Origin of the sequence: Micromonospora antibiotica, assembly GCF_017599305.1 — a bacterium.
Taxonomy (GTDB): Bacteria; Actinomycetota; Actinomycetes; order Mycobacteriales; family Micromonosporaceae; genus Micromonospora; species Micromonospora antibiotica.
Genome location: NZ_JAGFWR010000002.1, coordinates 239483 through 265105 on the forward strand (window position 1 = coordinate 239483; position 25623 = coordinate 265105).

21 protein-coding genes are annotated in these 25623 nt (G+C 72.4%); 3 read left to right on the plus strand and 18 right to left on the minus strand.

Annotation, left to right across the window (positions count from 1 at the left end; translation table 11 throughout):
- The first annotated feature begins 14 nt into the window (after nucleotides 1–14).
- Together JQN83_RS06005 and JQN83_RS06010 are read left to right on the plus strand one after the other, a co-directional pair.
- Nucleotides 15–2834 (plus strand): M14 family zinc carboxypeptidase, encoded by a 2820-nt coding sequence (locus tag JQN83_RS06005; RefSeq protein WP_208566039.1) that lies wholly within the window; start codon nucleotides 15–17, stop codon nucleotides 2832–2834.
- Between the two features lie 184 nt (nucleotides 2835–3018).
- On the plus strand, nucleotides 3019–4614 hold the full coding sequence (locus JQN83_RS06010) for a class I SAM-dependent methyltransferase (protein ID WP_208566040.1): 1596 nt from the start codon (nucleotides 3019–3021) through the stop codon (nucleotides 4612–4614).
- Between the two features lie 69 nt (nucleotides 4615–4683).
- On the opposite strand, the gene JQN83_RS06015 is transcribed toward JQN83_RS06010, so the two are convergent.
- The 18 genes from JQN83_RS06015 to JQN83_RS06100 all read right to left on the minus strand — a co-directional run bounded on the left by JQN83_RS06015 (nucleotide 4684) and on the right by JQN83_RS06100 (nucleotide 23633).
- Complete coding sequence (locus JQN83_RS06015) at nucleotides 4684–5589, minus strand: hypothetical protein (RefSeq protein ID WP_208566041.1); 906 nt, start codon at nucleotides 5587–5589, stop codon at nucleotides 4684–4686.
- 282 nt (nucleotides 5590–5871) lie between these two features.
- Nucleotides 5872–6768, minus strand: a complete 897-nt coding sequence (locus JQN83_RS06020) for an HpcH/HpaI aldolase/citrate lyase family protein (RefSeq protein ID WP_307799050.1) — start codon at nucleotides 6766–6768, stop codon at nucleotides 5872–5874.
- Between the two features lie 5 nt (nucleotides 6769–6773).
- Nucleotides 6774–8237 carry a dihydroorotase gene (locus tag JQN83_RS06025; protein ID WP_208566042.1) on the minus strand — a complete coding sequence of 488 codons (1464 nt, stop codon included), beginning with the start codon at nucleotides 8235–8237 and terminating at the stop codon, nucleotides 6774–6776.
- A complete protein-coding gene (locus JQN83_RS34060; RefSeq protein ID WP_208566043.1) occupies nucleotides 8234–9700 on the minus strand; it encodes an MmgE/PrpD family protein in 1467 nt (488 codons plus the stop codon). Before JQN83_RS34060 ends, JQN83_RS06025 begins: the two co-directional genes overlap by 4 nt.
- The gene (locus JQN83_RS06035; RefSeq protein WP_208566044.1) at nucleotides 9693–10532 is read right to left on the minus strand and encodes a cyclase family protein; all 840 of its coding nucleotides are present in this window, start codon (nucleotides 10530–10532) and stop codon (nucleotides 9693–9695) included. Before JQN83_RS06035 ends, JQN83_RS34060 begins: the two co-directional genes overlap by 8 nt.
- A 35-nt stretch (nucleotides 10533–10567) precedes the next feature.
- On the minus strand, nucleotides 10568–11833 hold the full coding sequence (locus JQN83_RS06040) for a CaiB/BaiF CoA transferase family protein (protein ID WP_208566045.1): 1266 nt from the start codon (nucleotides 11831–11833) through the stop codon (nucleotides 10568–10570).
- On the minus strand, nucleotides 11830–12657 hold the full coding sequence (locus tag JQN83_RS06045; protein ID WP_208566046.1) for an IclR family transcriptional regulator: 828 nt from the start codon (nucleotides 12655–12657) through the stop codon (nucleotides 11830–11832). The genes JQN83_RS06040 and JQN83_RS06045 overlap by 4 nt, the downstream gene beginning before the upstream one ends.
- Before the next feature lie 46 nt (nucleotides 12658–12703).
- Entirely contained in the window at nucleotides 12704–13693 is a 990-nt protein-coding gene (locus JQN83_RS06050; protein WP_208566047.1) for an EamA family transporter, read from the minus strand.
- A gap of 63 nt (nucleotides 13694–13756) precedes the next feature.
- Nucleotides 13757–14575, minus strand: coding sequence for an alpha/beta fold hydrolase (locus JQN83_RS06055; RefSeq protein WP_208566048.1), 819 nt, complete (start codon nucleotides 14573–14575; stop codon nucleotides 13757–13759).
- Nucleotides 14572–15936 (minus strand): M20/M25/M40 family metallo-hydrolase, encoded by a 1365-nt coding sequence (locus JQN83_RS06060; RefSeq protein WP_208566049.1) that lies wholly within the window; start codon nucleotides 15934–15936, stop codon nucleotides 14572–14574. Before JQN83_RS06060 ends, JQN83_RS06055 begins: the two co-directional genes overlap by 4 nt.
- Before the next feature lie 50 nt (nucleotides 15937–15986).
- Entirely contained in the window at nucleotides 15987–16739 is a 753-nt protein-coding gene (locus JQN83_RS06065) for an SDR family NAD(P)-dependent oxidoreductase (protein ID WP_208566050.1), read from the minus strand.
- The gene (locus JQN83_RS06070; protein ID WP_208566051.1) at nucleotides 16736–17587 is read right to left on the minus strand and encodes an ABC transporter permease; all 852 of its coding nucleotides are present in this window, start codon (nucleotides 17585–17587) and stop codon (nucleotides 16736–16738) included. Before JQN83_RS06070 ends, JQN83_RS06065 begins: the two co-directional genes overlap by 4 nt.
- Before the next feature lie 12 nt (nucleotides 17588–17599).
- Nucleotides 17600–18424, minus strand: coding sequence for an ABC transporter ATP-binding protein (locus JQN83_RS06075; RefSeq protein ID WP_208566052.1), 825 nt, complete (start codon nucleotides 18422–18424; stop codon nucleotides 17600–17602).
- Nucleotides 18425–18451: 27 nt separating this feature from the next.
- A complete protein-coding gene (locus JQN83_RS06080; RefSeq protein WP_208566053.1) occupies nucleotides 18452–19564 on the minus strand; it encodes an ABC transporter substrate-binding protein in 1113 nt (370 codons plus the stop codon).
- A 139-nt stretch (nucleotides 19565–19703) separates the two neighbouring features.
- Nucleotides 19704–20135 carry a nuclear transport factor 2 family protein gene (locus JQN83_RS06085; protein ID WP_208566054.1) on the minus strand — a complete coding sequence of 144 codons (432 nt, stop codon included), beginning with the start codon at nucleotides 20133–20135 and terminating at the stop codon, nucleotides 19704–19706.
- Nucleotides 20135–20446, minus strand: a complete 312-nt coding sequence (locus tag JQN83_RS06090) for a hypothetical protein (RefSeq protein WP_208566055.1) — start codon at nucleotides 20444–20446, stop codon at nucleotides 20135–20137. Before JQN83_RS06090 ends, JQN83_RS06085 begins: the two co-directional genes overlap by 1 nt.
- Complete coding sequence (locus JQN83_RS06095; protein ID WP_208566056.1) at nucleotides 20446–21522, minus strand: class I SAM-dependent methyltransferase; 1077 nt, start codon at nucleotides 21520–21522, stop codon at nucleotides 20446–20448. The genes JQN83_RS06090 and JQN83_RS06095 overlap by 1 nt, the downstream gene beginning before the upstream one ends.
- Nucleotides 21523–21617: 95 nt before the next feature.
- Nucleotides 21618–23633, minus strand: coding sequence for an oxidoreductase (locus tag JQN83_RS06100; protein ID WP_208566057.1), 2016 nt, complete (start codon nucleotides 23631–23633; stop codon nucleotides 21618–21620).
- A 420-nt stretch (nucleotides 23634–24053) separates the two neighbouring features.
- On the opposite strand from JQN83_RS06100, the gene JQN83_RS06105 reads away from it, so the two are divergent.
- Nucleotides 24054–25529 (plus strand): RICIN domain-containing protein, encoded by a 1476-nt coding sequence (locus JQN83_RS06105; protein ID WP_208566058.1) that lies wholly within the window; start codon nucleotides 24054–24056, stop codon nucleotides 25527–25529.
- Nucleotides 25530–25623 lie beyond the last annotated feature (94 nt).

A 25623-nucleotide genomic window follows, 5' to 3' on the forward strand; every position in this document is an offset into this window, starting at 1 on the left:
AAACGAAACGCCTCATGCGAACGCCGATAATCCGCTCCGCATCGCTTTCCCGCCAGCGGTTGGCCAGCGCCGCCGCCATCGTCCTGCTGGCCGGCATCACCGCCCTGCTGGTCGGCCCGCCCGCCGCGGCGGCACCCCCGACGACCTGCAGTACCGATCCCACCGACCGGCTGGCCTCGGTGCCCAGCCCGGAGAGCTTCCTCGGCTTCCCGCTCGGCACCGGCCAGGAACGGGTGGTCACCAACGAGGAGGTGCGGGGTTACCTCACCGCCGTGGACACCGCGTCGAAGCGGGTCGTCACCGGCGTGATGGGCACCAGTGTGCTCGGCCAGCCGCTGCCGTACGCGATCGTGTCCAACGAGCGCAACGTGCGGCCGGCCGTACTCAAGGGCATCGCCGAGGACGTCCGCTCGCTGCGCGACCCCCGGGTGCTCGGCCAGCAGCAGGCCGGTGAGATCGCCGAGGCGGCGCCGGCCATCGTCTGGGTGACGGCCAACGTGCACGGCGGCGAGAAGAGCGGCACCGACGCCGCCCTCAAGACCCTGTACGAGCTGGCCGCCGGCCTGTCCTGCGAGGTCCAGCAGCGCAACGACAACCTGGTCACCATCATCGTGCCGACGCAGAACCCGGACGGCCGCGACGCCAGCCGCCGGCAGAACGAGTACGGCTTCGACATGAACCGGGACTGGTTCGCCCGCACCCAGCAGGAGACCGACGGCAAGCTCGAACTGATGCGGAAGTACCCGCCGCAGGTCTTCATCGACGCGCACGAGATGGGCGGCCGGCAGTACTTCTTCCCACCCAACGCCGACCCGATCCACCACGAGATCTCCGGCGAGGCGGTCGACTGGATCAACCGGATCGGCGAGGCCAACAAGGCCGGCTTCGGCTACAACGGCGCATGTGACGCCACGGTGACCACGGAGTGCTATTTCAACTACTCCACCTACGACCTGTTCTTCATGGGGTACGGCGACACGGTGCCGGCCGCCGGCTTCGGGGCCGCCGGCATGACCTTCGAGAAGGGCAGCTCGTCGGCGGTGGCCGACCGGGTGCAGCAGCAGTTCCACACCCAGTGGTCGACGCTGGGCTGGGCGGCGGCACACAAGGTCGAGGTGCTCACCGGCTGGTTCAAGATCTGGAAGGACGCCCTCGCCCAGGGCCGGGCCGGCACGTTGGAGCCCAACGAGGTGGTCCAGCCGACCAACACCGTGCAGTTCCCGGTGCCGGCGCAGACCGTCCGGTCGTACTTCCTGCTGCCCGACCGGCAGCTCGCCGACGCCCGCCAGCTCGTCGAGCGGCTGCGCCGGATGGACGTCGAGGTCTACCAGGTGAAGAAGGCCGTCAAGCTGCCCACCGCGAAGCTCTTCGGTGGCCGTTCGGCGACCAACCTGACCGTGCCGGTCGGGTCGTACTGGATCCCGATGAACCAGCCGCAGAAGCACTGGATCCAGGCGATCATGGGTGAGGACCCGTACACGCCGTTCCCGTACTTCTATGACGTGTCGTCGTGGAGCAACCCGCTGCTGATGGGTCTCAACGCCGTCTACACCGGCGCGGACGTCAAGCCCAACGCGGAGCTGATCGACAAGATCCAGAACACCGGTGGCGGCAAGATCCTCGCCGCGCCGCCGTTGAAGGGCTCCTACACCTACGCGCTGGACTCCGCCGCCGCGGCCGAGTTCACCTTCACCCTGCTGGGTCAGGACGTGCAGCTGGTCCGGGACCTGGACAGCGGCGAGGTGGGGATGCCGGCCGGCGCGTTGACGCCGGAGCTGAACACCACGGCCAAGAAGCTGGGCGTCACGCTCACCCCGTACACCACGGCGGCCGTCGGCACCCCGATCAGCCGGCCGGACGTCGGCCTGTTCCAGGGCACCGGTATCTCCACCACCTCCGGCTCGCACGGCGAGGCCCGGTACGTGCTGGGCAAGCGGTGGGGCCTGGACCTCACCCCGGTCACCACCGCCGACATCAACGACAACACCCCCGCCTTCACCGGCCGCACGGTGCTGCTGGTGCCGGACGGCAGCAACGCGACAGGTGGGCTGACCGCGACCGGGCAGGCCAACCTGCGCGCCTGGATCGCCCAGGGCCACACCTACCTGGGCCTGCGCAACGAGGGCACCCGGATGGCCCGCGCCGCCGGTCTCACCTCCACCACCGAGAAGCCGAAGCCGACCGGCTACACGGTGATCGGCTCGCACCTGCGGGTCGACGTGGACCCGGACAGCCCGGTCGGGCTGGGCCGGCCGGCGGAGGACTTCGAGTTCAACAACAACGACCCGATCCTCACCCCGAGCAGCACCGGCCGCAACGTGCTGCGTTACCCCAGCGGGGACACCTTCTGGGCCAACGGCTACACCGTGCAGGGTGACGCGCTCAAGGGCACCGTGGCGGTGGTGGACGAGCCGACCGGCGCCGGTCGGGCGGTGCTGTTCGCGTTCAACCCGCTGTTCCGGGCGTACAACGAGAGTGGCCTGCACCTGGTGGCCAACGCGCTGCTCTACCCGGGTGGCGGCCCGGCGGCCCGGACCGCGTCGCCGGTGCCGGTCGACCCGGCCCGCGCCGCCGCGGCGGCGGCACCGGTGGCGGAGAACCTGGGCGGACAGTGGCGGCCGTTCACCCTCCAGGTGGCCGCCGGTGACCTGGCCCGCGCCGAGGCGGTCGTGCAGCGGTACACCGACACCGCGCGGGTCACCGTGGCGGGCGGCTCGGCGTACCTGGTGATCCCCAACCCGGCGGGTCTGCAGGTCGACGAGCACCCGTTCCTGGGTGACCTGGTCCGCACCCTGCGGGCCGAACAGGTCCCGCTGCGTTCCGTGGTGGGTTAGCACCCGTCAGGGTGGGGGCGACGCCGTGCGGCGTCGCCCCCACCCGCCCGGGCATCCCGGGCGATCCGGTCCGGTGGCGGGCCGGCCACCCGCCCCGGGCAATCCGCGCGGGTGCCCGGGCCGGCCACTCGCCCCCGGGCACCCCGCGCGGAGCCGGTGATCCGACGTCGGCTAGGAACGGTGCATGCCCCGCTACCTGCTGTTTCCCGGCCGACATCACCTGCTGACCCGGTTCCAGGCCGACTATCTGCACCGGCTCGCCACCGGTGGTCGCCCCGACGCTGCCGACGGCGACCACGCCGGTGCCGACGCCGGGCCGACCGGCACCGCCGGCCGGGTCACCGACGACGAGGCCACCGTGGTCTGGGCGGTCACCTCGGCCAACCACGAGAACACCCGCCGCAACCCGGTCCCCTACCACCGGCGGGAGGCGGCGATCGAGCGGTTCAGCGTGCTGGCCGGGCTGCGGTCGGTGGTGGTGCCGGTCTTCGACACCGCCGAGACCGACCGGTTCGCCGAGGTGACCCTGAAGAACGTCGCGGCGACCGCCGGCCTGGAGCTGACCCCGGAGAACACCGTGGTCGCCTGCTCGACCCCGCAGGTCGCCGCCATGTACGCCGGGCTGGGGTTCCCGATCGCCGGGGTGGAGGCCGACGTCGACCCGACCCCCGCCCGGCCCTGGGACGTGCTGCTGGGGCTGGCCGCCGACGACCCGTCGTGGCGGGAGCTGGCCCACCCGGCGACCCTCGACGTCTACGCCCGCTACCGGCTCGACGACCTGGTCCGCTCGGTGGTCAACGATCCGGTGGTCGGGGACGAGGGCGGGTTGACCGCCACCCGCGACTACCGCACGTACGCCGAGGCGTTCGCCGATGCGGCGCAGCGCAAGTGGGCGGCGGTGCGCGAGCACGTGCGGCCCGGCCGGATCGTCGACGTCGGCTGCGGCGCGGGCGCGGTGCTGGAGCTGGCCGACCGGGAGCCGACGCTGCGCGAGAGCGACCTGATCGGGGTCGAGGTGGCCCGGCACCTCTACGAGGAGTGCGTGCACAAGAAGGCACAGGGCTTCTTCGCCAACCCGAACGTGTTCTTCTACCGCCGCAACGTGCTCGGCGGGGCGGTGTTCGCGCCCCGCTCGGTGGACACCACGATGACCTTCGCGCTGACCCACGAGATCTGGTCGTACGGCGATCAGATGGCGTCGCTGCGCCGGTTCGTGCAGGCCATCTACGACCACACGGTGCCCGGCGGGGTGTGGATCAACAGTGACGTGTGCGGACCGGACGGCCGGGACCGGACGGTACGGCTGCGGCTGTCGACGACCGACGGGGCGAACCCGGCCCGGCCCCACCCCGACCTCGCGGCGCTGCCGGCCGACCAGGTGGCCGAGCGGCTCGCCGGGCTGTCGACGCGGGCCCGGTTGGACCAGTTCGCCGTCGACTACCGGTTCCCGTTCGGGTTCCGCCCGGTCGACGACGGTACCGGGGCGGTGGTCGAGCTGCCGCTCGGCTCGGCGATGGACTTCCTCACCCGCAAGGACTACACCGACAACTGGCTGTCCGAGACGCAGGAGGAGTTCTGCGGGCTGGAGTGGGCCGACTGGAAGGCGCTGCTGGCCGACGTGGGCTTCGAGGTCGACCCCGCCAGCGGCCCGTACCGCAACGACTGGATCGTCACCCACCGGCTCGCGCCGACCGCCGAGCTGTCCGCGCTGGACGGCAGCCCGCTGGACTGGCCGGTGACGCACGTGCTGCTGGTCGCCCGCCGGCCGGTCAACACCTGATCCGGCGGGAGACGGAAGGCCGGGGGCGGGGGGAATCCCCCCGCCCCCGGCACCGCCGTCAGGAGCCGGTCAGGACAGGAACTTGTCCAGGGCGGCCTCGATGGTGCCGCTGTCCGGGGCCGCGTACGCCTTCATCGTCGTCTTGTTGTACGAGATGAAGCTCGGGCACCGGGTGGCCGGGGCGTTGACGACCCCGCCGTCGCCGATCTTCTCGGCCGTCTTCGCGGCGAAGAAGGTCAGCTGGTAGCGCGAGGAGATGTAGGAGACGCTGACGTTCTTGCCGTCGCTCGCCTTGTAGTCGCACTTCTTGGGCGCGCCCTCGCTGCCCGGGACCATCGACATGCAGCCGACCACCGACACGGTGGTGAAGTCGGCCGACTTGGCGTAGTACCGCTTGTCGGAGCCGACCAGCTTCGACGACCAGAACGTCGGCCGCTCCGGGTTGTTCGAGAAGACGTACGCCTTGGCGGTGGTCGGGCCGCTGTAGGTGGCGGCGTTGAGGATCGGGCTGCCGTCGCAGACCGACGACAGGTCGCTGGAGTAGCGCGCAGTCACCGCGTTGTTGTTGTTGTTGTTGTTCGGCTGCTCCGGCGACGACTCGGACGGCTGCGCGGTCGGCGGGGTGTCCGTGCCGCTGCCGGTCCCGGGCCCGGGAGCGGTGGTCGCGACCGGGTCCGGCGTCGGGTCGGCCTCGTCGTCACCGACCAGGGCGAGCCCGATCCCGGCGCCGCAGAGCGCGAGGATGAGGACCACCGCGCCGACGATGAGGCCGATGACCAGGCCCCGGTTCGACTTCTGCGGCGGCACGGGAACACCGAACTGCGGGGCCTGCCCGTACTGCGGGGCCTGCCCGTACTGCGGGGCCTGGCCCGGCTGGCCGTACGCCGGGTAACCGGCGGGCGGGGCCGGTGGCCCGCTCCACGGGGTGACGTTCGGATCCGGCTGTTCTCCGTACGGAGGGTGACTGTTGCTCATCTGAAGCCCTTATCGCTGTCGACGGTACCCAGGCACTGGATCATCGGTCAGGGTAGTGAGCGGCACAAACCGAGGCGCTCGTTGTCGGGTGGCAATCAACCCCGGTCGACCACGCGGGGTGAGACGAGGTAACGGTGTGTGTCCGGTGGTGTTTCGTCGGCGGGAACGCCGCCACCGAAACGGGAGCGCTGGGCGCCGAATGTAGGGCACGGAAAAGGGATTCGGCCCGGAACGTGCCTTCCGTGCCAGCCACTGCGAGAAGGGTTCACAATGTGACGTAGATCATTGCTCGCCATCTCGGTGATCGGCACCCGCCGGCCGCCCGGCCGACCGTTCGCCACGGCTCACCACCTCGGTGGCGGTCCGGACCACGGCCCGGTCGAGCAGCCGGCCGGCCGCGTCGGTGGCCACCCCTGAACCCTCCCGACCGGCCCGTTCCCACGCGTCGAGCACCGCTCTGGCGGCGGCCACCTCTGCCGCCGTCGGGGTGAACGCCGCATTGATCGTCGCGAGCTGACCCGGGTGGATGGCGGTGCGGGCCCGGAACCCCTGCCGCAGCAGGATGCCGGTGGTGCGTTCCAGCAGCTGCGGATCACGCAGCGCCGTTTCCACCGGGCCGACCGGCGCGACGATCCCCACCGCCGCCGAGGCCACCACCACCTGCGACCGGATCGGCGCGAACTCGGCCCGGTCCGGCCCCGGTTGCAGGCCCAGTTCCCCGGCCAGGTCCGCCTCGCCGAGCCCCAGCCGCAGCACCCGGGGCGCGGCCGCGACCTGCGCGACGGTCAGCACGCCACGGGCGGTCTCGACCAGGGCCACCACACCGAAGGTGCGCTCGGCCAGCCCGAGTCGACGTTCCGCCGCGCCGAGCGCCCGGTCCACCTCGTGCAGCAGCTCCGGCTCCGCTTTGGGCACCCACACGCCGGCCGCCGCCGCCGACAGCACCGCCACGTCCGCCTCGACCTGGTCGCTGTTGATCCGGACCCACCGCTGCCCGGGGTCGGTCACGTCGGCGAGCGCGTCGGCCACCGTGCGGCGGGCCTGTTCTTTGTGGGCCGGGGTGACGGCGTCCTCCAGGTCCAGCACGAGGGCGTCCGCCCCCCGACCCGGGGCCTTGCCGATGAGGTCCGCCCGGTCACCCGGGACGTACAGGTAGCTGCGCGCGACGGGCCGCACCACGCCCCCTACCGCGCGGTCCGGGCCACGTAGCGGCCCTGCGGGTCACCGGTTACCTTGCCGTCGACCAGGACGTGCGCGCCCCGCACGAAGGTGTCGGTGACCCGGGCGGTCAGGTCGAACCCCTCGAACGGGGTGTACTCCTGGGTGGACTCGGAGTCCTCGGCGCGGACCGTCCAGGCGCTGTCCGGATCGACCAGGCACAGGTCGGCGTCGTACCCCTCGGCGATCGCGCCCTTGCCGGCCAGGCCGAACCGTCGGGCCGGGTTCCACGAGGTCAGCGCCGCCACCCGGGACAGCGGCAGGCCGCGCCGCCGGCCCTCGGTCACCAGACCCGGCAGCAGGTACTCGGCCCCACCGAAGCCCGACTTGGCCAGGAAGATGTCGTCGCGCGGCTGGCCGAACTTGACCTCGTCCTTGCAGCAGGCGTGGTCGCTGACCACCCAGTCGACCCGACCGGCGAGCAGGTGCGCCCAGAGCGCCTCCACGTCCTCGCGGGGACGCAGCGGCGGGTTCACCTTGCCGCCGAGGCCGTGCGCGGTGGTGATGTCGGCCAGCAGGTGCCCGATGGTGACCTCCCGGCGGAAGTCGATGTGCGGGAACGCCTCGGCCATCCGCAGCGCGGCGTCGAGCGCCTTGGCCGAGGACAGGTGCAGCAGGTTGACGTTCGGCAGCCCGGTCTCGTGGGCCAGGTACGAGGCGATCGAGACCGCCAGCCCCTCGGAGTGCGGCGGCCGGGAGGCGTGGTACGCCTCCAGCCCGGTCAGCCGGCCCTCCTGCTCCACCTGCCGGGTGTAGGCGCTCATGATCTCGGCGGTCTCGCAGTGCAACGACAGCGAGATCTGCGCCGCCAGGTCGGGGAAGCGTTCCCGGGCGGCCTGCACGCCGCGCATCACGAACTCGAAGTGCGCGTAGTCGTACCGCTCGTCGTCGGGGATCATCAGGAAGGAGTTCTGGTCGGCCGAGCGACCGTGCAGGCCGTGCCCGCCGTAGAACATGAAGATCTTGAAGGAGGTCACCCCGAACCGCTCGACCAACTCCGGGATCTCCCCGATGTGCTCGCGCATCATCGGGGCGAGATGGAAGCCGTAGTCGATGTGCGACCGGCCCTCGCAGGCGGCCAGCACCTCCGGGAAGAAGTCCGCGTACCGGCCACCACGGTTGAGGTAGTACTGCCCGGTGCGCATGTACGTCAGCGCCGTTGTCACGCCGCCCTGGGCCGATGCCCGGCTCTCCGAGGCGGTGTCCTCCCCCAGCGGATTGTAGATGCCCCAGTGCTGGTGGGCGTCGATGACGCCGGGAAAGGCCAGCCTTCCCTGGCCGTCGAGCACCGTGGCGGCTTCCCGTGCCTCGATCCCCGGGGCGACCCGGCTGATCCGGCCGTCGGTGATCGCCACGTCCACGGGTTCGGCGTCGGGCCGGTCGTGCCGGACCACCCGGACGTCGCGCAGCAGCAGGTCGTAGGTACTCATGCTTTCACTCCTCGGGGTGTGTCGTGGGTGGCCACCGCGGTGGCCGCTGCCGGTACGGCCGCCGCGAGCAGCCCGGTCAGCCGCCGGACGTCCGGGGCCCGGTCCAACCGGCCGATCTCCTGTTCGACCGACGCGGCGACCTCCTCGGGCAGTCGGCCGGCGACGTTGTGCCGGAACTTCACCGCCAGCTCCGCGCGGGACAGGGGGCGTTGCGGTCCGCCCCGGTTGGTCAGCACCTCCTCGGTCCACTCCCGCCCGTCGTGGGTGACCACCCGCAGGACGGCCGGGAACTGGTACGGGAAGATCCGGTCGCAGCGCGCGTCGGGCACCACCTCCACCCGGTCCATCACCGCCCGGCGGGACTCCTCGACCGCGAGGGCGTCGGTGAAGTCGTCCGGGCCGACGCCCAGCACGCCACCGCCGTGCAGCCCCGCAGCCACCGCGTACGGGCCGCTGAACTGCGCCTCGTAGCCGGTGGCGGGACGACGCTTGCGGTCGATGGGCTGACCGATCGTGCGGATCACCGGGGTGGGCACCCCGAGGGTCGCCTGCGCCACGTCCTGCGGGGTCACCCCCCGCGCCCGCAGGGCCAGGGCGGCGTCGATGGCCGCGTGGGTGAAGTGGTTCGCTGGGTACGGCTTGAAGAAGATGTCCGGCACCGCCCAGTCGACGCCCAACCCACGGACAATCTCCGCCGGGTCGTACTCGCCGCGCAGGAACGCCTCGAAGAAGCCGAAGCGCCCCTCCAGCACCGTCGGTGGGCCGGTGATTCCGTGCCGGGCCAGGCTGGCGGCGGTGACCGCCGAGTGGGCCGCCCACCCGCAGTGGATCCGCTTGACCGTGCCGCCGGTGCGGTTGGCCTCGATCAGGCCGGCGGCCATCGAGGCGGCCACCCCGAGCGCGTCGAGGGTCCGGTCGCCGTCCAGCCCGAACAGCCGGGCGGCGGCCACCGCGCCACCGAGGGTGCCGCAGATCGAGGTGGCGTGCTGACCGTGTTCGAAGAAGACCGAGTTGCCGGCGGCCCGGTCGTAACCGGCCATCCCGAGCCGGACGCAGACCTCCAGGCCGACGGCGATCGCGGCGACCGTCTCCGCGCCGGAGGCACCGGTGAGTTCGGCGGCGGCGAGCGCGGCGGGCACCACCGACGCGCTCGGGTGCAGCACCGACGGCAGGTGGGTGTCGTCGTAGTCGAGGGAGTGCGCCAGCACCCCGTTGGCGAAGGCGGCCAGCGGGGCCGGCACCGGGGTGGGCAGTCCGATCGCCGTCGCCCGGCCCAGGCCACCCTGCTCCCGGACATGCTCCAGGGCGGCCCGGCTGGTCGGCAGGTCGACCGCGGCCACGCAGAGGCCGACGACGTCGAGCACCCGGTTGCGGACGCTGTCGACCACCTCGGCGGGGAGGGCGGTGGCGGGGGTCTCGGCGGCGAAGACGGCGAGTTGCCGTCCGAGGGTCGACTCAGGCACGACCGACCACCGCCAGCGGCCGGACCGGGGAGCCGGTGGCGCCGTACAGGGCGAGCGGGGCCATCAGGAAGGTGAACTCGTGGACCCCGTCGCGGGCGATCTCCTCCAGCGCCATCGTCTCGATCAGATAGATGCCGTGCTCGACCAGCAGCACCCGGTGTGCCGGCAGGGCGCTGTGTCCCTGGCCGGGACGCAGGCACTCGAAGGCGATGGTGTCCGCACCGGCGGCGTGCACCCCCGCGGCGGCCAGCCACTGCGCGCCCGCCGTGCTGATGCCCGGCACACCCGACTCCCGGCCGACGTACCGGCCGGGGTCCTCGTCGTCGAAGTGCCGACCCCAGCCGCTGCGGATCAGCACCACGTCGCCCGCCTGCACCGGGGTTCCCTGGCGGCGTACGGCGGCGTCGAGGTCGGCCGGGGTGATCTCGTAGCCGGGCGGGCAGTCCGGCAGGTCGAGCGCGGCGGGGACGTCGAGCAGGACACCCCGGCGCACCATCGGCGCGACCGTGTGCACACCCAACTCGGTGAACCGCCCACCGGCCTGGGCGGCGGCGGCGTCCGCGCCGCCGTGCAGCCGGCCGTCGTGGGAGACGTGGGCCAGCGCGTCGACGTGGGTGCCGACGTGGGTCCCCATCACCAGCAGGTCGTTGGCGGCGGACCCACCGTCGGCGCGGACCATGTCACCGTGGCGGCGGGGCATGCTGAGCCAGAACGGCGGATGGTTCGGCGACTGCGGCATGCCGATCGAGAGCTGCCGGCCGAGGTCGTAGATCGCTACGCCGGCGCGGACGGCGTCGAGCAGCCGGTCGGCGTGTCGGGCGGTGGTCGTCACGGTTCCTCACGTTTCAGCGGGTTACGGCCACACCGTCAGGCGACGATGTGGCGGGCTCGGAGGTCGGCGAGTTCGGCCGGGTCGCAGCCACACTCGTCGACCAGCAGGGAGTCGGTGTCCGCGCCGAGGGCGCGGCCGGTGAAGCGGACCCGTCCCGGGGTGCCGGACATCCGCCACATCACGTTGTGCATCCGCATCGGCCCGAGGTCGGGATCGTCCACGGTGGTCACCATGTCGGTGGCCCGGACGTGCGGGTCCTCGACGATGTCCCGGGCGTCGTAGACCGGGGCGACGGCCGCGCCAGCCTCGGTGAACGCCCGGGTGACCTGGGCGCGGGTCCGCGCGGCGATCCACCCGCCGACGTAGGCGTCGAGTTCGTCGGCGTGCCCGGCCCGGCCGGCGCCGGTACGGAACCACGGTTCGTCGATCACCTCGGGGTGCCCGACCAGCCGCAGCACCCGTTCGGCGATCGCCTGGGCGCTTGTCGACACGGCCACCCACGCGCCGTCACTGGTGCGGTACGTGTTGCGGGGCGCGTTGTTGACCGACCGGTTGCCGTTGCGCTGCTCGACGATCCCGAGCTGGTCGTAGACGGTGGGGCCGGGGCCGACGGCGGTCATGATGGGCTCCAGCAGGCTCATGTCGATCACCTGCCCCGCACCGCTGGTGCGGTCCCGGTGCCACAGCGCCATCATCACCGCCGAGGAGGCGGCGATCCCGCAGATGCTGTCGGCCAGCCCGAACGCCGGCAGTGAGGGTGGGCCGTCGGCGGCACCGGTGAGGTGGGCGAAGCCGCTCATCGCCTCGGCGAGGGTGCCGAAACCGGCCCGCCCGGCGTACGGACCGGTCTGCCCGAACCCGGTGATCCGGGCGATCACCAGGCCCGGGTTGACCCGGTGCAGCTCCTGCGGGCCGACCCCCCAGCGTTCCAACGTGCCGGGGCGGAAGTTCTCCACCAGCACGTCCGCGCGGGCGGCCAGCCGCAGCAGCAGGGCGGCACCCTCCGGAGCGGACAGGCTCAGCCCGACGGTGCGCTTGTTGCGGGAGATCTCCTTCCACCACAGCGGATGGCCGTCGCGGGACTTGCCGTGCCCGCGCATGCTGTCACCGGCGGTCGGATGCTCGATCTTGATCACCTCGGCACCGAAGTCACCGAGGATCTGGCAGCACAGCGGACCCGCCAGGATCGTCGACACGTCCAGCACCCGCAGGCCGGTCAGCGGCCCGTCACCGGGTGGTGCGGCACCGGGCCGGTCGGCGGCGGACCGGGTCGGGTCGGGTCGGTCGTCGGTCGTCGTCATGACGTCCCCTCTCCCCCGCCGGAGCGCGGCATCGGCGGCCGGAAGCCGAGTTCGCCGGAGATCTCACCGGCGGCGGCGGCCACGAGCGCACCGTGCGCGGCGCAGACCTGCGGGGTGAACCGGTCCTGCGGCCCGCACAGCGAGATGGAGCCGAAGACCTGACCGGTGCCGTACCGGACGGCGGCGGCGACACTGCCGGCCCCGTTCTGCCGCTCGCCCAGGCTCACCGCGTACCCCTGCCGGCGGATCCGGGCGAGTTCGGCGCGCAGCAGGTCCGGGTCGGTGATCGTCGACGGGGTGACCCGGTCCAGCGGCTGCCCGAGGTACTCGTCCAACTCGACCGCCGGCAGCGCGGCCAGGATCGCCTTCGACGACGACCCCGAGTGCAGCGGGTGGCTGGTGCCGAGGGAGACCGACATGCGCACCTCGTGCGGGGAGAGCACCTGGTCGATGTAGACCCTGATCCAGCCCTGCCGCACCGACAGGGTGGCGGTCTCCCCGGTGCCCCGGACCAGCCGGACCAGGTACCGCCGGGCGATCTCCGGCACGTCCAGCGCCCGCAGCGCCGCCAGGCCCACCGCGAGCGCCCCGGTGCCCAGCCGGTAGCGCTTCGTCTCCTCGTTGAAGCTGAGGAAGTCGTCGGCCACCAGCTCCTTGAGGATGCGGTACGCGACCGCCTTCGGCAGCCCCAGCTCCCGGGCGATGGTCGACACGCCGAGGGTCTCCGGCGCCCGGCCGGCGATGATGTTGATGACGTCGAGCGCCCGCCCGAGACCGGAGCGGACCGGTCTGTCGTCCCGGGCGATGACGGGGGTGGTGGTCATGTCAGTCCTCACTGTCGGCGTACGCGGGGTGGGCACGGACCGCCGCTCACGGTGGCGTCACGGGGGTGCCCGGCGGCAATCCTCGCAACTGTCGATGTCGTTCCACCGCCACCACGAGCGCCACCGAGGCGAGCACGACGACGCCGGCGAGCACCTGCCGGCCGGTCAGCCGTTCGTCGAGCACCACCATGCCGAGCAGGACCGCGATCACCGGGTTCACATAGGCGTACGTGGCGACCAGTTGCAGCGGGGCACGGCGCAGCAGCCAGGTGTAGACGGTGAAGCCGACGACGGTGCAGACCAGCATCAGGTACAGCCAGGCCAGCCAGGACCGGGTGGTCACCTCGGCGGGGCGCAGGTCGTGCCACTCGCCGGCGAACAGGCCGGCGACCGCCACGCAGGCACCCCCGACCAGCATCTGCCACCCGGTGCCGACCAGGTGGTCGGCCGGCACGGCCAGCCGCTGGGTCAGCGTGGAGCCGAGCGCCCACACCACGGTCGACGCCACGATCGTCGCCATACCCGCCAGGTGCAACCCCTGGCCGGGGGCGGCGACCAGCAGCAACGCCAGCCCGGCCAGTCCACCCAGGACCCCGGCCACCGCCGCCGGTCGGGGGCGTTGACCGGAGCCGAGCCGGATCAGCAGCACCCACAGCGGCATGGCGGCGACCAGCAGGGAGGCCAGTCCGGAGGCGACGTACTGCTGACCGACGGCGAGCAGGGCACTGCCCGCGCCGACCATCAGGACTCCCCCGGCGGCGACCCCCGGCCACTGGGCCCGGGGCAGCCGCAGCCGGCCCGGCCCACGCCGGACCGCCACCACCGTGCACACCAGCACCCCGGCGGCCAGGAACCGGCCGGCGGTGGACACCATCGGCGACAGGCTCTCCAGGGTGATCCGGTTGCCGAGGTAGGTGGAGCCCCACAGCAGGTAGACCGCGCCCAGACCGACAGCCGTGGCGGCGGGCTCACCCAGGCGTCCGGGTGCCGCCGGTGGCCGGGCGGCCACGACGGTCGCCCGGTCAGCGCCGGCCATCGACCCGGACCCCCGTCGAAGGGCCGACCCACGGGGTGTAGGTGCACCCGGGCCGCCGGTCGGTCACGGGGTCGCCACCTCGACGTCGAGCTGCCCGGCGACCGCGTCGGCGAACGCCTCGGGCTGCTCGTCGGCGACGAAGTCGGTGCCACCGGGGATGGTGACCAGCGGCGCGTGCGGCAGGGCGGCGCGCACCACCGGGGTCATCCGGTCGACCAGGTCGTCGGCCCCGTGCAGGAGCACGGTGGGCACCGTCGCCAGGGCGGCGGTGTCGAGGGTGTGGTCGAAGACCGCCCGGTAGGCGGTGGCGTAGTCCGGCCCGGTCATCAGGTACTCGGCGACCTGCCGGTCCGCCTCGTCGGGCGTGAGCCGGGGATAGAGGCCGTACACCCGTTCCCAGATCACCCGCAGGTGTGACCCGTCGCGATCCGGCCGGTAACCGGGGGCGTAGCCGGTCTTCTTCTCGGCCCGCTCGGCCGGGTCGTAGAGCGGCAGGCCCTGCAGGATCAGCCGACCTACCCGGTGCGGGGCCTGCAATGCCGCCTCGGCACCGATGGTCGCGCCGGTGTGCTGCCCGAGCAGGTGCACCCGGTCTAGGCCGAGGGCGTCGGCGGTCTGCCACAGCGCGGTCGCGTACCCGGGGATCGTCCACCGGTGCGGTGGCGGGTCGGACATCCCGAAGCCGGGGGTGTCCACGGCGACGACGTGCAGGCCGCGCGCGGCCAGCGGGGCGAGCACCGCGTCGTAGGTGGCCGACGACAGCGGCGACTGGTGCACGATCAGCAGGGTCGGCCGGGCGGGCGGGCCGGCCTCGCGGTAGTGGACCTGACCCCAGGGCAGGTCGACGTAGCCCCGACGGGCCGCGCCACGGACCCGGCTCACCGGGTCACCGCCAGGGCGGCCATGACCTCGATGACGTGCTTGATGCCGGCCCGGTAGTCGTCGAGCCGGATGTTCTCGTTCGGCCCGTCCACGCCGGAGTCGGCCCGGGACACCCCGACGCCGACGATGGGCCGACCGGCCAGGGTGCCCTGGTTGCCGATCCACTGGGTGTACGGCTCGATCACCGGTTCGGTCCGGTAGACCCGCCGAGCCGCGTCGGCCACCAGGGCGACGAACGGGTCCCGGTGGTCGGTCATGTTCGGCCGGCTGGTCGCCATCACCTCGACGTCCAGATCCCCGAAACCGGTCGCCTCCAGGTGGTCGCAGACCGCGGTCAGCACCCGCTGTGGGTCCTGACCGGGGACCAGCCGGATCTCCACCTTCGCCGTGGCGGTCGACGGGATGCCCAGGGTGACGTCGTCACGCATGTCACCGCCGGAGATCCCGGCCACCGTGAGCGTGGGGACGGTACGGATCGCCACCGCCGCCTGCCGGTCGTCGAGGCCACCGGCGAAGCTGGTGACCCCGGCCCGGCGGCGCAGGTAGTCCCCGTCGAACTCCACCTCGGCGAGCAGTTCCCGCTCCCGGTCGGTCAGCGGGCGGACGTCGTCGGCGAAGCCGGGGACGGTGACCGTGCCGTCGGGGCGTTGCAACCGGGCCAGGGCGGCGGCCAGCCGGGCGGTGGCCGCCGGCAGTAGCGCGGTGTTCTGGCTGGTCAGGTCGCGGGGCAGGGTGCGGGCGGTGAGCCGCAGGTAGAGCACGCCCTTCTCGGCCAGTTTGAGCAGCGGGCGGTCCTGACCGTCCACCCAGGAGTTCTCCCACAGCGCGCCGTCGCTGGCCAGCCGGTCGGCGTGGGCGTCGACGAACGAGCCGAGGCCCGGGCTGTGCAGCCACTTCTTGCCCTCGAAGATGAACCGGCTGGTGACCGGGGCGGGCAGGCCGGCCAGCCGCCAGGCGGCCACCGCGTGGATGCGGGACATTAGCGCGCCCTTGTCGTCGGCCACCCCCCGGGCGTACAGCCGGCCGTCGTGGATCTCGGCGGCGTACGGCGGGCTGATCCAGTCGGCGTCGTCACCGGCCGGCTCCACCTCGACGTCGTAGTGGGTGAAGTGCAGCAGCGCCCGCTCCCCGTCGCCGGGCATCTCGGCCAGCACGTACGGGTAGGAGTGCTCCCAGTCGACGAGGTCGGCGTGGCCGCCCCAGCGGCGTACCGAGTCGGCGATGAACTCCGCCGTGGCGACCATCTGGTCCGGCTCCTGCCGACGGCTGCGGATCCGGCAGAGCTGCTGGAGTTCGGCCACGAACTCGTCGAAGTGGGCGTCCACCGCCGCGAGGGCGGCTGCGGTGTCGGGGTGTGCCATGAGGGGTTCCTCCCACGGGGTGGTCCGGTCGGCGGTGGGGCTGCCGACCGTCAGTGGATGGTGACGCCGCCGTCGACGAAGAGCGTCTGGCCGGTGACCATGACGGCGGCGTCACTGAGCAGGTAGGCGACCGCGTTGGCGACGTCGGCGGGCTCCGCCATCCGGCCCAGCGGGATGGTCGCCAGCTTGTCGGCGAGATAGCCGGCGTCGCCGCGTACGTCGGCGGTCATGTCGGTGGGCACGATGGTGGGGCCGACCGCGTTGACCCGGATCCGGTCGGGCGCCCACTCCAGGGCCAGCACCCGGGTCAGGTGCAGCACGCCGGCCTTGCTGACGCAGTAGCCGACGGTGTCGAGCACCGCGATGTGGCCGTTGGTGGAGCCGATGTTCACCACCGACCCGTGGGTGGCACGCAGCGCCGGGTAGGCGGCCTGGCAGACCCGGAACGTGCCGGTGAGGTTCACGTCGAGCACGGTGCTGAAGTCCTGCTCGCTCATCGTCGCGGCCGGCCCCCGCCGGACCACCCCGGCGTTGTTGACGAGCAGGTCCAGCCGGCCGTGCCGGTCGAGGACGTCGGCCACCAGGTCGACGCAGGACCGGCCCGACCGGACGTCCACCCGGTGCCGGCTGTGCGGCCCGTCGGGGGTGGGGGTGTCCCAGGTGTCGGCGACGTCGGCGTACGCCACGGTGGCCCCCCGGGCGGCCAGGGTGGCGGCGATCGTCGCGCCGATGCCCCGGGCCGCCCCGGTGACCAGCGCCACCCGGCCGTCGAACCGGTTCGGGTCGTCCGTCGGGGTGCTCATGCCCCGATCACCTTGGTGTCCTCGGCCCAGAACGCGAGCCGTCGTTGCAGCAGCCGGATGACGAAGTGCGCGACCAGCCCCATCAGCGACAGCACCACCAGCACGGCGAACATGCCGGCGATGTCGAAGTTGTAGTTGGTCTGCAACAACAGGTAGCCCAGCCCCTCCTTGGCGCCGATGAACTCACCGACGACCGCGCCGAGGATGGCGAAGACGATGCCGATGTCGAGGCCGGCGAAGATGAACGGCAGCGCGCTGGGCAGCCGGACCATCCGGAAGATCTGCGACCGGCTCGCGCCGAACACGGTGAGCATCTGGATCCGGTCGGCGTCGGCGGCCCGCAGCCCCTCGATGACGTTGACCAGCATCGGGAAGAACGAGATGACCGCCGCCATCACCACCTTGCTGGTCAAGCCGAAACCGAACCAGAGCACGAACAGCGGGGCGAGGGCGACCTTCGGCACGGTCTGGAACGCCACGATGTACGGCATCAGGGTGGCCTCGACGACCCTGATCTGGGAGATGAAGGTGCCGAGCAGGACCGCCGCGCCGACGCCGATGGCGAAGCCGAGCAGCGACTCCTGGGTGGTCACCCAGAAGTGCCCCCAGAACTGGTCGTCGGTGAGCTGCCGGTGCAGCGCCTCGGCGATCTGGGAGGGGCGGGGCAGCACGTACTCGTCGACGTCGAGCAGTTGGGTGCCGTACTCCCAGGCGAGCACGACCACGACGAAGACCGTCGGGACGAGCCACAACTGGGGACGGTCCCGCAGGTCGAACCGCCGCCGGGCCGGCTGCGGGCCCGGCGGTGCGCCGGGGGACGGCTTGTCGCGCACATCTGTCGTTGCCATGGCGGCACCTCGTCAGTCAATCACGCCGGCGGCGTGGAAGTGGCGGCGGATCCGGTCCACGTAGACCCCGGCCCGGTCGGAGGACATGACGCCCAGGTCGCGCGGGCGGTCCAGGTCGATGGGCAGCACCTCGGCGATGCGCCCCGGGCGGGAACTGAGCACGACGACCCGGTCGGAGAGGAAGACCGCCTCGGGGATCGAGTGCGTCACCAGCACCACCGTCTGGTTGCTCTCCCGCCAGATGCGCAGCAGCTCGACGTTCATGTACTCGCGGGTCATCGCGTCGAGCGCGCCGAACGGCTCGTCCATCAGCAGTACGGCCGGGTCGTGCACCAGCGCCCGGCAGATGCCGGCCCGCTGCTGCATGCCGCCGCTGAGTTCGTGCGGGTACTTCCGCTCGAACCCGGTCAGGCCCACCATCTCCAGCAGTTCCTGGGCGCGTTGCCGATGCCGGGCGGGATCCAACTTCTGGATCTCCGCCGGCACCATGACGTTGTCGAAGATGGTGCGCCAGGGCAGCAGGGTGGGCGCCTGGAACACCATCCCGACCTCACGGAGGGGTCTGACCACCTCGGTGCCGGCGATCCGTACCGTGCCGCCGGTCTTCGGGCTCAACCCGGCCAGGATCTTGAGCAGGGTGGTCTTGCCGCAACCCGACGGACCGACGACCGAGATGAACTCGCCGCGCCGGACGGTCAGGTTGATGTCGCTGAGTGCCTGGGTGGGTGCCGACCGGCGGGGCTGGTACTGCTTGTCCAGGCCGGCCACCTCGATCCAGGAGTCCTCCGACACCGTGGCCGGCTGCTGCTCCCGGCGACCCATCGCCTTGATGGCCATCGCGTTCCCTTCCGCGTCCGCCGCGCGCTACTGCGCGGGGTAGTTGGCGGCCTTGTCGAGCACCGCGGCCTTGTCGAACTGGTTCGCGCCGGAGAGCAGACCCGGTTCCCACACGTCGCCGAGGGAGACGTCACCGGTGATCTGGCCGGCCTCCTTGGTGTACGCCTGGGTCTTGGTCCACTCCTGGTCGCTGATCGCACCCCAGTCGCCGAACTGATCCGGGCTGCCGGACGCCGGGGTGGCGGTCTTCAGCCAGGCGGTGAGGCTCCTGGTGTCGGCGGGCAGCTGCGCCGCCGCGTCCTTACCGGCGAGGATCTGCGGGAACACCTTGTAGCCGATCCGCATGGCGGCCTCCGGGTTCTTCGCGGAGAAGAGCATCGCCTTGTACGCCGCCCGCAGGAACCGGGTGTAGACGTCCTTGTTGTCGTCGAGCTTGCGGGCGCCGACGGCGAAGCTCAGCGACCGGATGCCGTCGAAGGCGTCGGGGTTGTCGAGGTACTTCAGCGTGGTGCCGGAGTTCTCGATCACCGCGTACGCCTGGGTATAGAGCGCCAGCACGTCGACCTTGCCGTCCTTGAGCGCGGCGGCGGCCTGCGCGCCGACCCCGACGGGCAGCAGCTCGACGTCCTTGGCCGGGTCGAGGCCGGCCGCCGCGACGTAGGCCCGGGCGTACGGGGCGGAGCCGGACGCCAGGCTGATCACCCCGATCTTCTTGCCCTTCAGGTCGGCGCCGCCGGTGAGGGTGCTGTCCGGCTTGACCGCCATCACCCAGGGCCAGTTCTGCACCAGGCCGCCGATGGCCTTGACCGGGACGTTCTTCTGTACCGCGCCGAGGATGGAGCCGGTGTCGGCGGCGGTGAGGTCACCACTTCCCGAGGCGACCGCCTGGAGCGCAGCGACCGAGCCGTCCGTGTTGATCGTCTCGACGGTCAGCTTCTCCTCGTCGAAGTAGCCCAGCTCCTTGGCCACCGCGTACACGGCGACCTCCTCCTTCGGGCCGATCACCGCCGAGGCGATGGCGAAGGTCAACTTCGCCGGTGCCCCCGCCTCGGTGCCCGACTCGTCACCGGAGCCCCCGCATCCGGCCAGCGTCACCGCGGCGACCAGCGCCGCCGGCAGCAAACCCCACTTGTGCTTCATGTCGATACCTCGTCCTCGTTCAGGGAAAGGGCTGGTCAGCCGCGCACAGCAGCGGCGGCCGGGACGGATCGGTGCTGGTGTGGGTGGGTCGGACCGACGCCGCCACGGCGGGCGGGAGGCGGGGACCCGGGTCGGTGGATCAGCGGGACGGGTCCCGCCGCGCCACGGTGTCGGCGAGGTCGTTGTAGACGTGCTGCTCGACGATCAGCCCGTCGCGCAGCACGAACACGTCGGCGTAACGGATGTCGTCGAAGCCGGCGCCGTCGGGCCACTGCCCGTACAGCCGGCCCAGGGAGACCACCGAGACGGCGTCGCCGTCGGTGCCCACCAGGTAGCGGTCGCGGTGCTTGCGCACCCACCGGTAGGTGCCGGTCGCGCCGGCCACCAGTTCGTCGAGGTTGCGGTAGACCCGGCCGCCGGGAAAGACGATCCGGACCTCCGGTGCGAGCAGGCGACCGGCCCGGTCCAGCTCGCGGTCCTCGCACAGTTGCAGGTAGTGGTCGACCAGCCGGGCCGGTTCGTCGGCGAGGGTGCCGTCGGGGAGGTCCCCGGGCGGTCGCCCGCCGTCCATCAGCCGGCCCTGCCGTTCAGCGCCGCCTCCCACTGGTCGCGCAGCGGGTGCTCCGCGGGGCCCTGCTCGGTGAGGATGCGCATCAGCCGGTGCAGCAACTGGTCGCGGTCGCGGGCCAGGGCGAGCTGTTCGGCGTCGTCGGCGGTGAAGCCGTCGACGTCACCGGCACCGAGCACGTCCCGGCGGACCAGCAGCTGCTCCAGCACCCGCAGCCGCTGCCGGCTGACGTGCAGCTCGGTGGACAGTTGCAGCACCAGGTCGAGCAGCTTGCCGAGCCGGGGGTCGCCGAAGTAGTCGAACTCGGTGCTCATCACGCCTCCGGCTTGGTCGCGGACAGCACGGCCCAGGGGAAGTGCCACTCGGACCGGTCGCCCCAGCCCTCGGGCTGCATGCCGTTGCGGCGTTCGTCGAACGGCGTCCAACCGGCGTCGGTGAGGCCGGCCTCGGCGCAGATCGCGAGCAGGTCGGAGCCGAACAGGGCGTGGAAGAACGGCTCGTTGTTCCGCTCGGCGTGCTCGTAGACGGTGGCGTCGCGCAGCGGGTCACCGGTGAGTTGGAACTCCAGGAAACGCAGCGCGCCGCCCGGCTTGAGCAGGCGGGCGGCCTCCTCGATCGTCTCCCGGATGGCCGCGGCCGGCATCTCGTGCAGCACCATCGTGCCGGTGACCACGTCGCAGGAGGCGTCGGCGAGGTCGGTGGCCCGGCCGTCGGCCTGCCGGTAGTCGATGGCCAGGTCGGCGGCCTCCGCCTCGGCGTGCGCCAGGCGCAGTCCGGGGGCGGCCAGGTCGAGTCCGATGACCTGGGCGGTCGGGTAGCGGGCCACCAGCGGCCGGGTGCTCTTGCCGAAGCCGCAGCCGATGTCGACGACCCGGGTCGCGGCGGGCAGGTCGGGCAGTGCGGTCCGGGTGAACAGCTGGTGGAACTTGTAGCCGTCGTTGTCGCGCAGCATGACGATCCGCGCGCCGAACTCGTAGACGTAGGCCGACATGTCGTCGGAGCAGAACCCGCCCGGCTGGATATGGATGTCGTAGTCGGTGTACCAGTCCGGCAGGGCCAGGTCAGGGTCGAGGGTGAGCGAGCCGGCCGGCGGTGCCGCAACGGCGGTCAGTTGCCGGGTCAGCTCCGCACGCCGGTCCAGTACGGCGTCGCCGGCCGCCTTCCACAGCATCTTCTGCTGCACCCGCTCCAGGTGGCTGAACCACGGGTAGAGCGGCAGTTCACGCAGCGTCCGGCCGGCCTCGTCGATGCTGGTGGCCGGTGCACCGGTGGCGGCGTACTCCCTGGTGAGTGCTGGGTACACGGTGTCGGCCCAGCGCTTGCGCAGGCCGAGGACGAAGTCCACGGCGGATCGTTCGTCCAGGGTCAGGCGGTCCTCGACGTCGAACATGGCTGATCTCCTTTTGTCGCGTCCGGCTCCTCGCGGGCGGCGCCGGATCGGGAGGGGTGCTCGGGGCGGCTGCGACCGGGGTCGCCGCCGCCGGATCAGTAGGCGAGCGCCACCTGGACGGCGGCGGGGGTGTCGTGGCGGCCGAGGAAGGCGCCGGCGAACCGGCCCTCGTAGACCGCTTCCAGGGTGGTGCGGGGGGCGTTGGCGTCGCCGACGAGATGGACCCGGGGTCCGTCGGGCGACGCGTCGAGCTGGCGGTAGAGGGAGTCGTCGGCGACCGACGGGCCGGCGTCGACGACCGCGGTGACGTCGTGAATCTCGAGTTCGGGGCCGGTGAGCGGCCCGGTCAGGGCCACCGTAGTCGGACCTGCGGCGCGGACGGTCCGCAGTGGATGGGCCACGACGCCCAGGTCAGCGAGGCGGCTGAACAGGGCCAGTCGTGAGTAGGTGGTGATCCGGGCGGCGATGCTGGCGGTCGGGGAGACCAGGTGCACCCGGCCGCCCCCTCGGGCCAGGGCCTCGGCGACGGAGGCGGCGGCCCAGCCCCCGTCCTCGTCGATCACCACGTAGCTGCCGGTGACGGGTGCGTCGAGGGCGGCGACCGCCTGCCAGAGGTCGAGCATCGGCGGCCCGCCCGGCAGCGGCCGGGGGCGGGGGCGGGACCCGGTGGCCAGCACTACGTCGTGGTAGGCGCCGGCCCGCACCTGCGCGGCGGTGATCCGCCTGCCGAGCAGCACCTCGACCCCGGTGGCGTACGCCTCGGCGGCGAGGTCCCGGGTGAGCAGGCCGAGCCGTTCCCGGCCGGGTACCCGGGCGGCGAGGGTGACCTGGCCGCCGAGCGCGTCACCCGCCTCGGCCAGGGTGACCCGGTGGCCGGCCCGTCGCGCGGCGGTGGCCGCGGCCAGGCCGGCCGGACCACCGCCGACGACGAGCACCCGGCGCGGTGGTGCCGGCCGCTGCGGGCGTCGCCAGGCCGCCGCCCACTCCCGCTCCGCGCCGACCTCGGGGTTGACCACACAGGTGATCGGCAGGCTGGCCTCGACCCGGGCGATGCAGCCCTGGTTGCAGGCCAGGCAGGCCCGGGTCTCGTGGTGTCGGCCCTGGGCCGCCTTGCGGACCAGGTGCGGGTCGGCGATGTGCGGGCGGGCCAGACCGACCAGGTCCGCCTCCCCCGCCGCGACCAGTTCGGCCGCCTCGGGCAGGCTGTCGAGCCGGCAGACCGCCAGCACGGGCAGGTCCGGGAAGGCCCGCTTGAAGGTGGCCGCGTGGTGTCGGAACGGCGCGTGCCCGAAGCTCATGTCGGCCATCTGGGTGGCCAGGGTGTAGCTGCCGTGGTAGGCGGAGTGGCTCACGTGGACGTAGGCCAGCGGGAACTCCTCGCGCAGCCGGGCGACGATCTCCACCATCGCGTCGGGATCCAGGCCGCCGGGAAGGAACTCGTCGGCGCTGACCCGCAACCCGACCGGCAGGTCGGTGGCGGCCAGCACGGCGGTCAGCACCTCGCGGGTGAGCCGCAGCCGGTGGTCCAGGCTGCCGCCGTAGGCGTCGGTGCGCCGGTTGGTGTGCGGCGACAGGAACTGTTGGAGCAGGTGCCCGTGGCCGGCGTGCAGTTCCAGGCCGTCGAAATCGGCCCGCCGCATCCGCCCGGCGGCGGCGGCGAACGCGGCGACCACCACGGCGATGTCGTGGCGACCCATGGCGTGCGGGACGTGCGCGCCGGTGGCCCAGGCCACCGGGGAGGACGACCAGGCTGCGGTGCGGGTGGCGTCGCCGTTGGCCTGCCGGCCGGCGTGCATGAGCTGGGCGAAGATGCGCGTGCCGTGCCGGTGCACGGCCTCGGTGACCGCCCGGTAGGCGGGGATGCCGGCGTCGGTGAAGCTGCCCAGGCTGATGCTGCGTCCGGCGCTTGTCGGGTGCACCCGGATGGCCTCGGTGACGATCAGGCCGACGCCGCCGGCCGCCCGCTCGGCGTGGTAAGCGGCGAGTCGGGGGGTGGGCTCGTTGTGCAGGCCGAAGTTGGTGGTGTGGCCCGGGACGAAGACCCGGTTGCGCAGCGGGACGGAGGCGAGGCGGACTGGCGTGAAGAGGGTGTGCACCGTCCCGTCGGCCATGCTCGGGCCTCCCGTCTGGACGTACCACCACCGGACCGAAGACCGTTCGGGTGGACCGTACGCCGTTCGAATGGAGGGAACGCTAGAGCCGCCTCACGTTGACCGTCAATGACCTACCAGTCAGTAACTTGCTGGTTAACATAGCTTTGACCTGCTGTTTCTCTCAGGCGAACGGTCGACGGTCCGCCAATCCACCCTCCTGCCGCCAATCGGACACGTGCGGGGCGGCGGCGAATCGACCCCGACAACCGCGACCACCACGAACGGGCCGACCACCGGCCCCACCCACACCCGCGAACGCCCGGCCGCAAACAAAATCGATACATGTACATAGATCGGTTCCACCGCATATCGTGAGGGTCGAGAAAAGGTCCCGCGCGTCCCCGCGGCACCTCGCGCCCACCGCAAGAGGAGGCGGCCATGCCTGCCGCGCCCCACCCCACCACCCTCCGCCGGATCGTCACCGCCCTCACCCTCGCCGCCTGCGCGGTCCTGCTCGCCCCGCTCACCCTCACCACCCCGGCCGCGCGGGCCGCACCCGTCACCGTGGCCAACGGCACCCAGTTCACCGACACCAGCGGCGCCGGCGTGCACGCCCACGGCGGCGGCATGATCAAGGTGGGCGACTACTACTACTGGTTCGGCGAGAACCGCAACGCCAACAACACCTTCCGGTACGTGTCGGTCTACCGCTCCACCGACCTGCGCACCTGGGAGTTCCGCAACAACGTGCTCACCCAATCCTCCGCCGGTGAGCTGGCGACGGCCAACATCGAACGCCCCAAGGTGATCTACAACGCCGGCACCGGCCAGTACGTGCTCTGGATGCACTGGGAGAACGGCGTCGACTACAACCAGGCCCGGGTCGCGGTGGCCACCTCCAGCACGGTCGACGGCAACTACCGCTACCTGGGCAGCTTCCGGCCGCTCGGCCACGACTCCCGGGACCAGACGGTGTTCCGCGACGACGACGGCACCGCGTACCTGATCTCCGCCACCCGCAACAACGCGGACCTGAACATCTACCGCCTCACCGCCGACTACACCGGGGTCGCGTCGCTGGTGCGGACGCTGTGGCCGGACAACTACCGGGAGGCCCCGGCGATGTTCAAACGCAACGGGGTCTACTTCCTGGTCACCTCGGGCGCCACCGGCTGGTCGCCCAACCAGGCCCGGTACGCCACCGCCAGCAGCGTCGGCGGCACCTGGACCAACCCGACGAACTTCGCCGACGGCACCACCTACGACTCCCAGTCGGCGTACGTGCTGCCGGTGCAGGGCAGCGCCGCCACCTCGTACCTCTACCTCGGCGACCGGTGGGCCGGCGCCACGGGCGGCCCGGTCAACCAGTCCCGCTACGTCTGGCTGCCGCTGAACTTCCCCACCGCCACCTCGTTGACCATGAGCTGGTATCCGCAGCTGACCATCGACACCGCCACCGGCGTGGTCTCCGGGGTCAACGGCGGCTACACCTTCGACACGCTGCGCGCCCGGCACAGCGGCAAGTGCCTGGACGTGCTCGACCGGTCCACCGCCGACGCCGCCGCCGTGGCCCAGTACGCCTGCAACAACGGCACCAACCAGCAGTGGCAGCTGCGCGACGCGGGCTCGGGGTACGTGCAGATCGTCGCCCGGCACAGCGACAAGTGCCTCACCGTGGCCGGCGGCTCCACCGCCGACAACGCACCGGTGCAGCAGTTCGGCTGCCAGTCGGGGCGCACCGACCAGCAGTGGCAGCTGCGCGACGCGGGCTCCGGCTACACCCAGCTCGTCGCCCGGCACAGCGGCAGGTGCCTGGACGTCACCGGCTACTCCACCGCCGACGGCGCGCGGGTGATCCAGTACGCCTGCGGCAGCGCCGCCAACCAGCAGTGGCAGCGGGTCGGCACCTCCTGACCGGCCCCGTCCGCCGTCCCGCCTCCCGCAGGCCGGGACGGCGGACGGCCACCACCGCGCATCCCACCAGCCCCGGAACGCGGTGTGACGATGA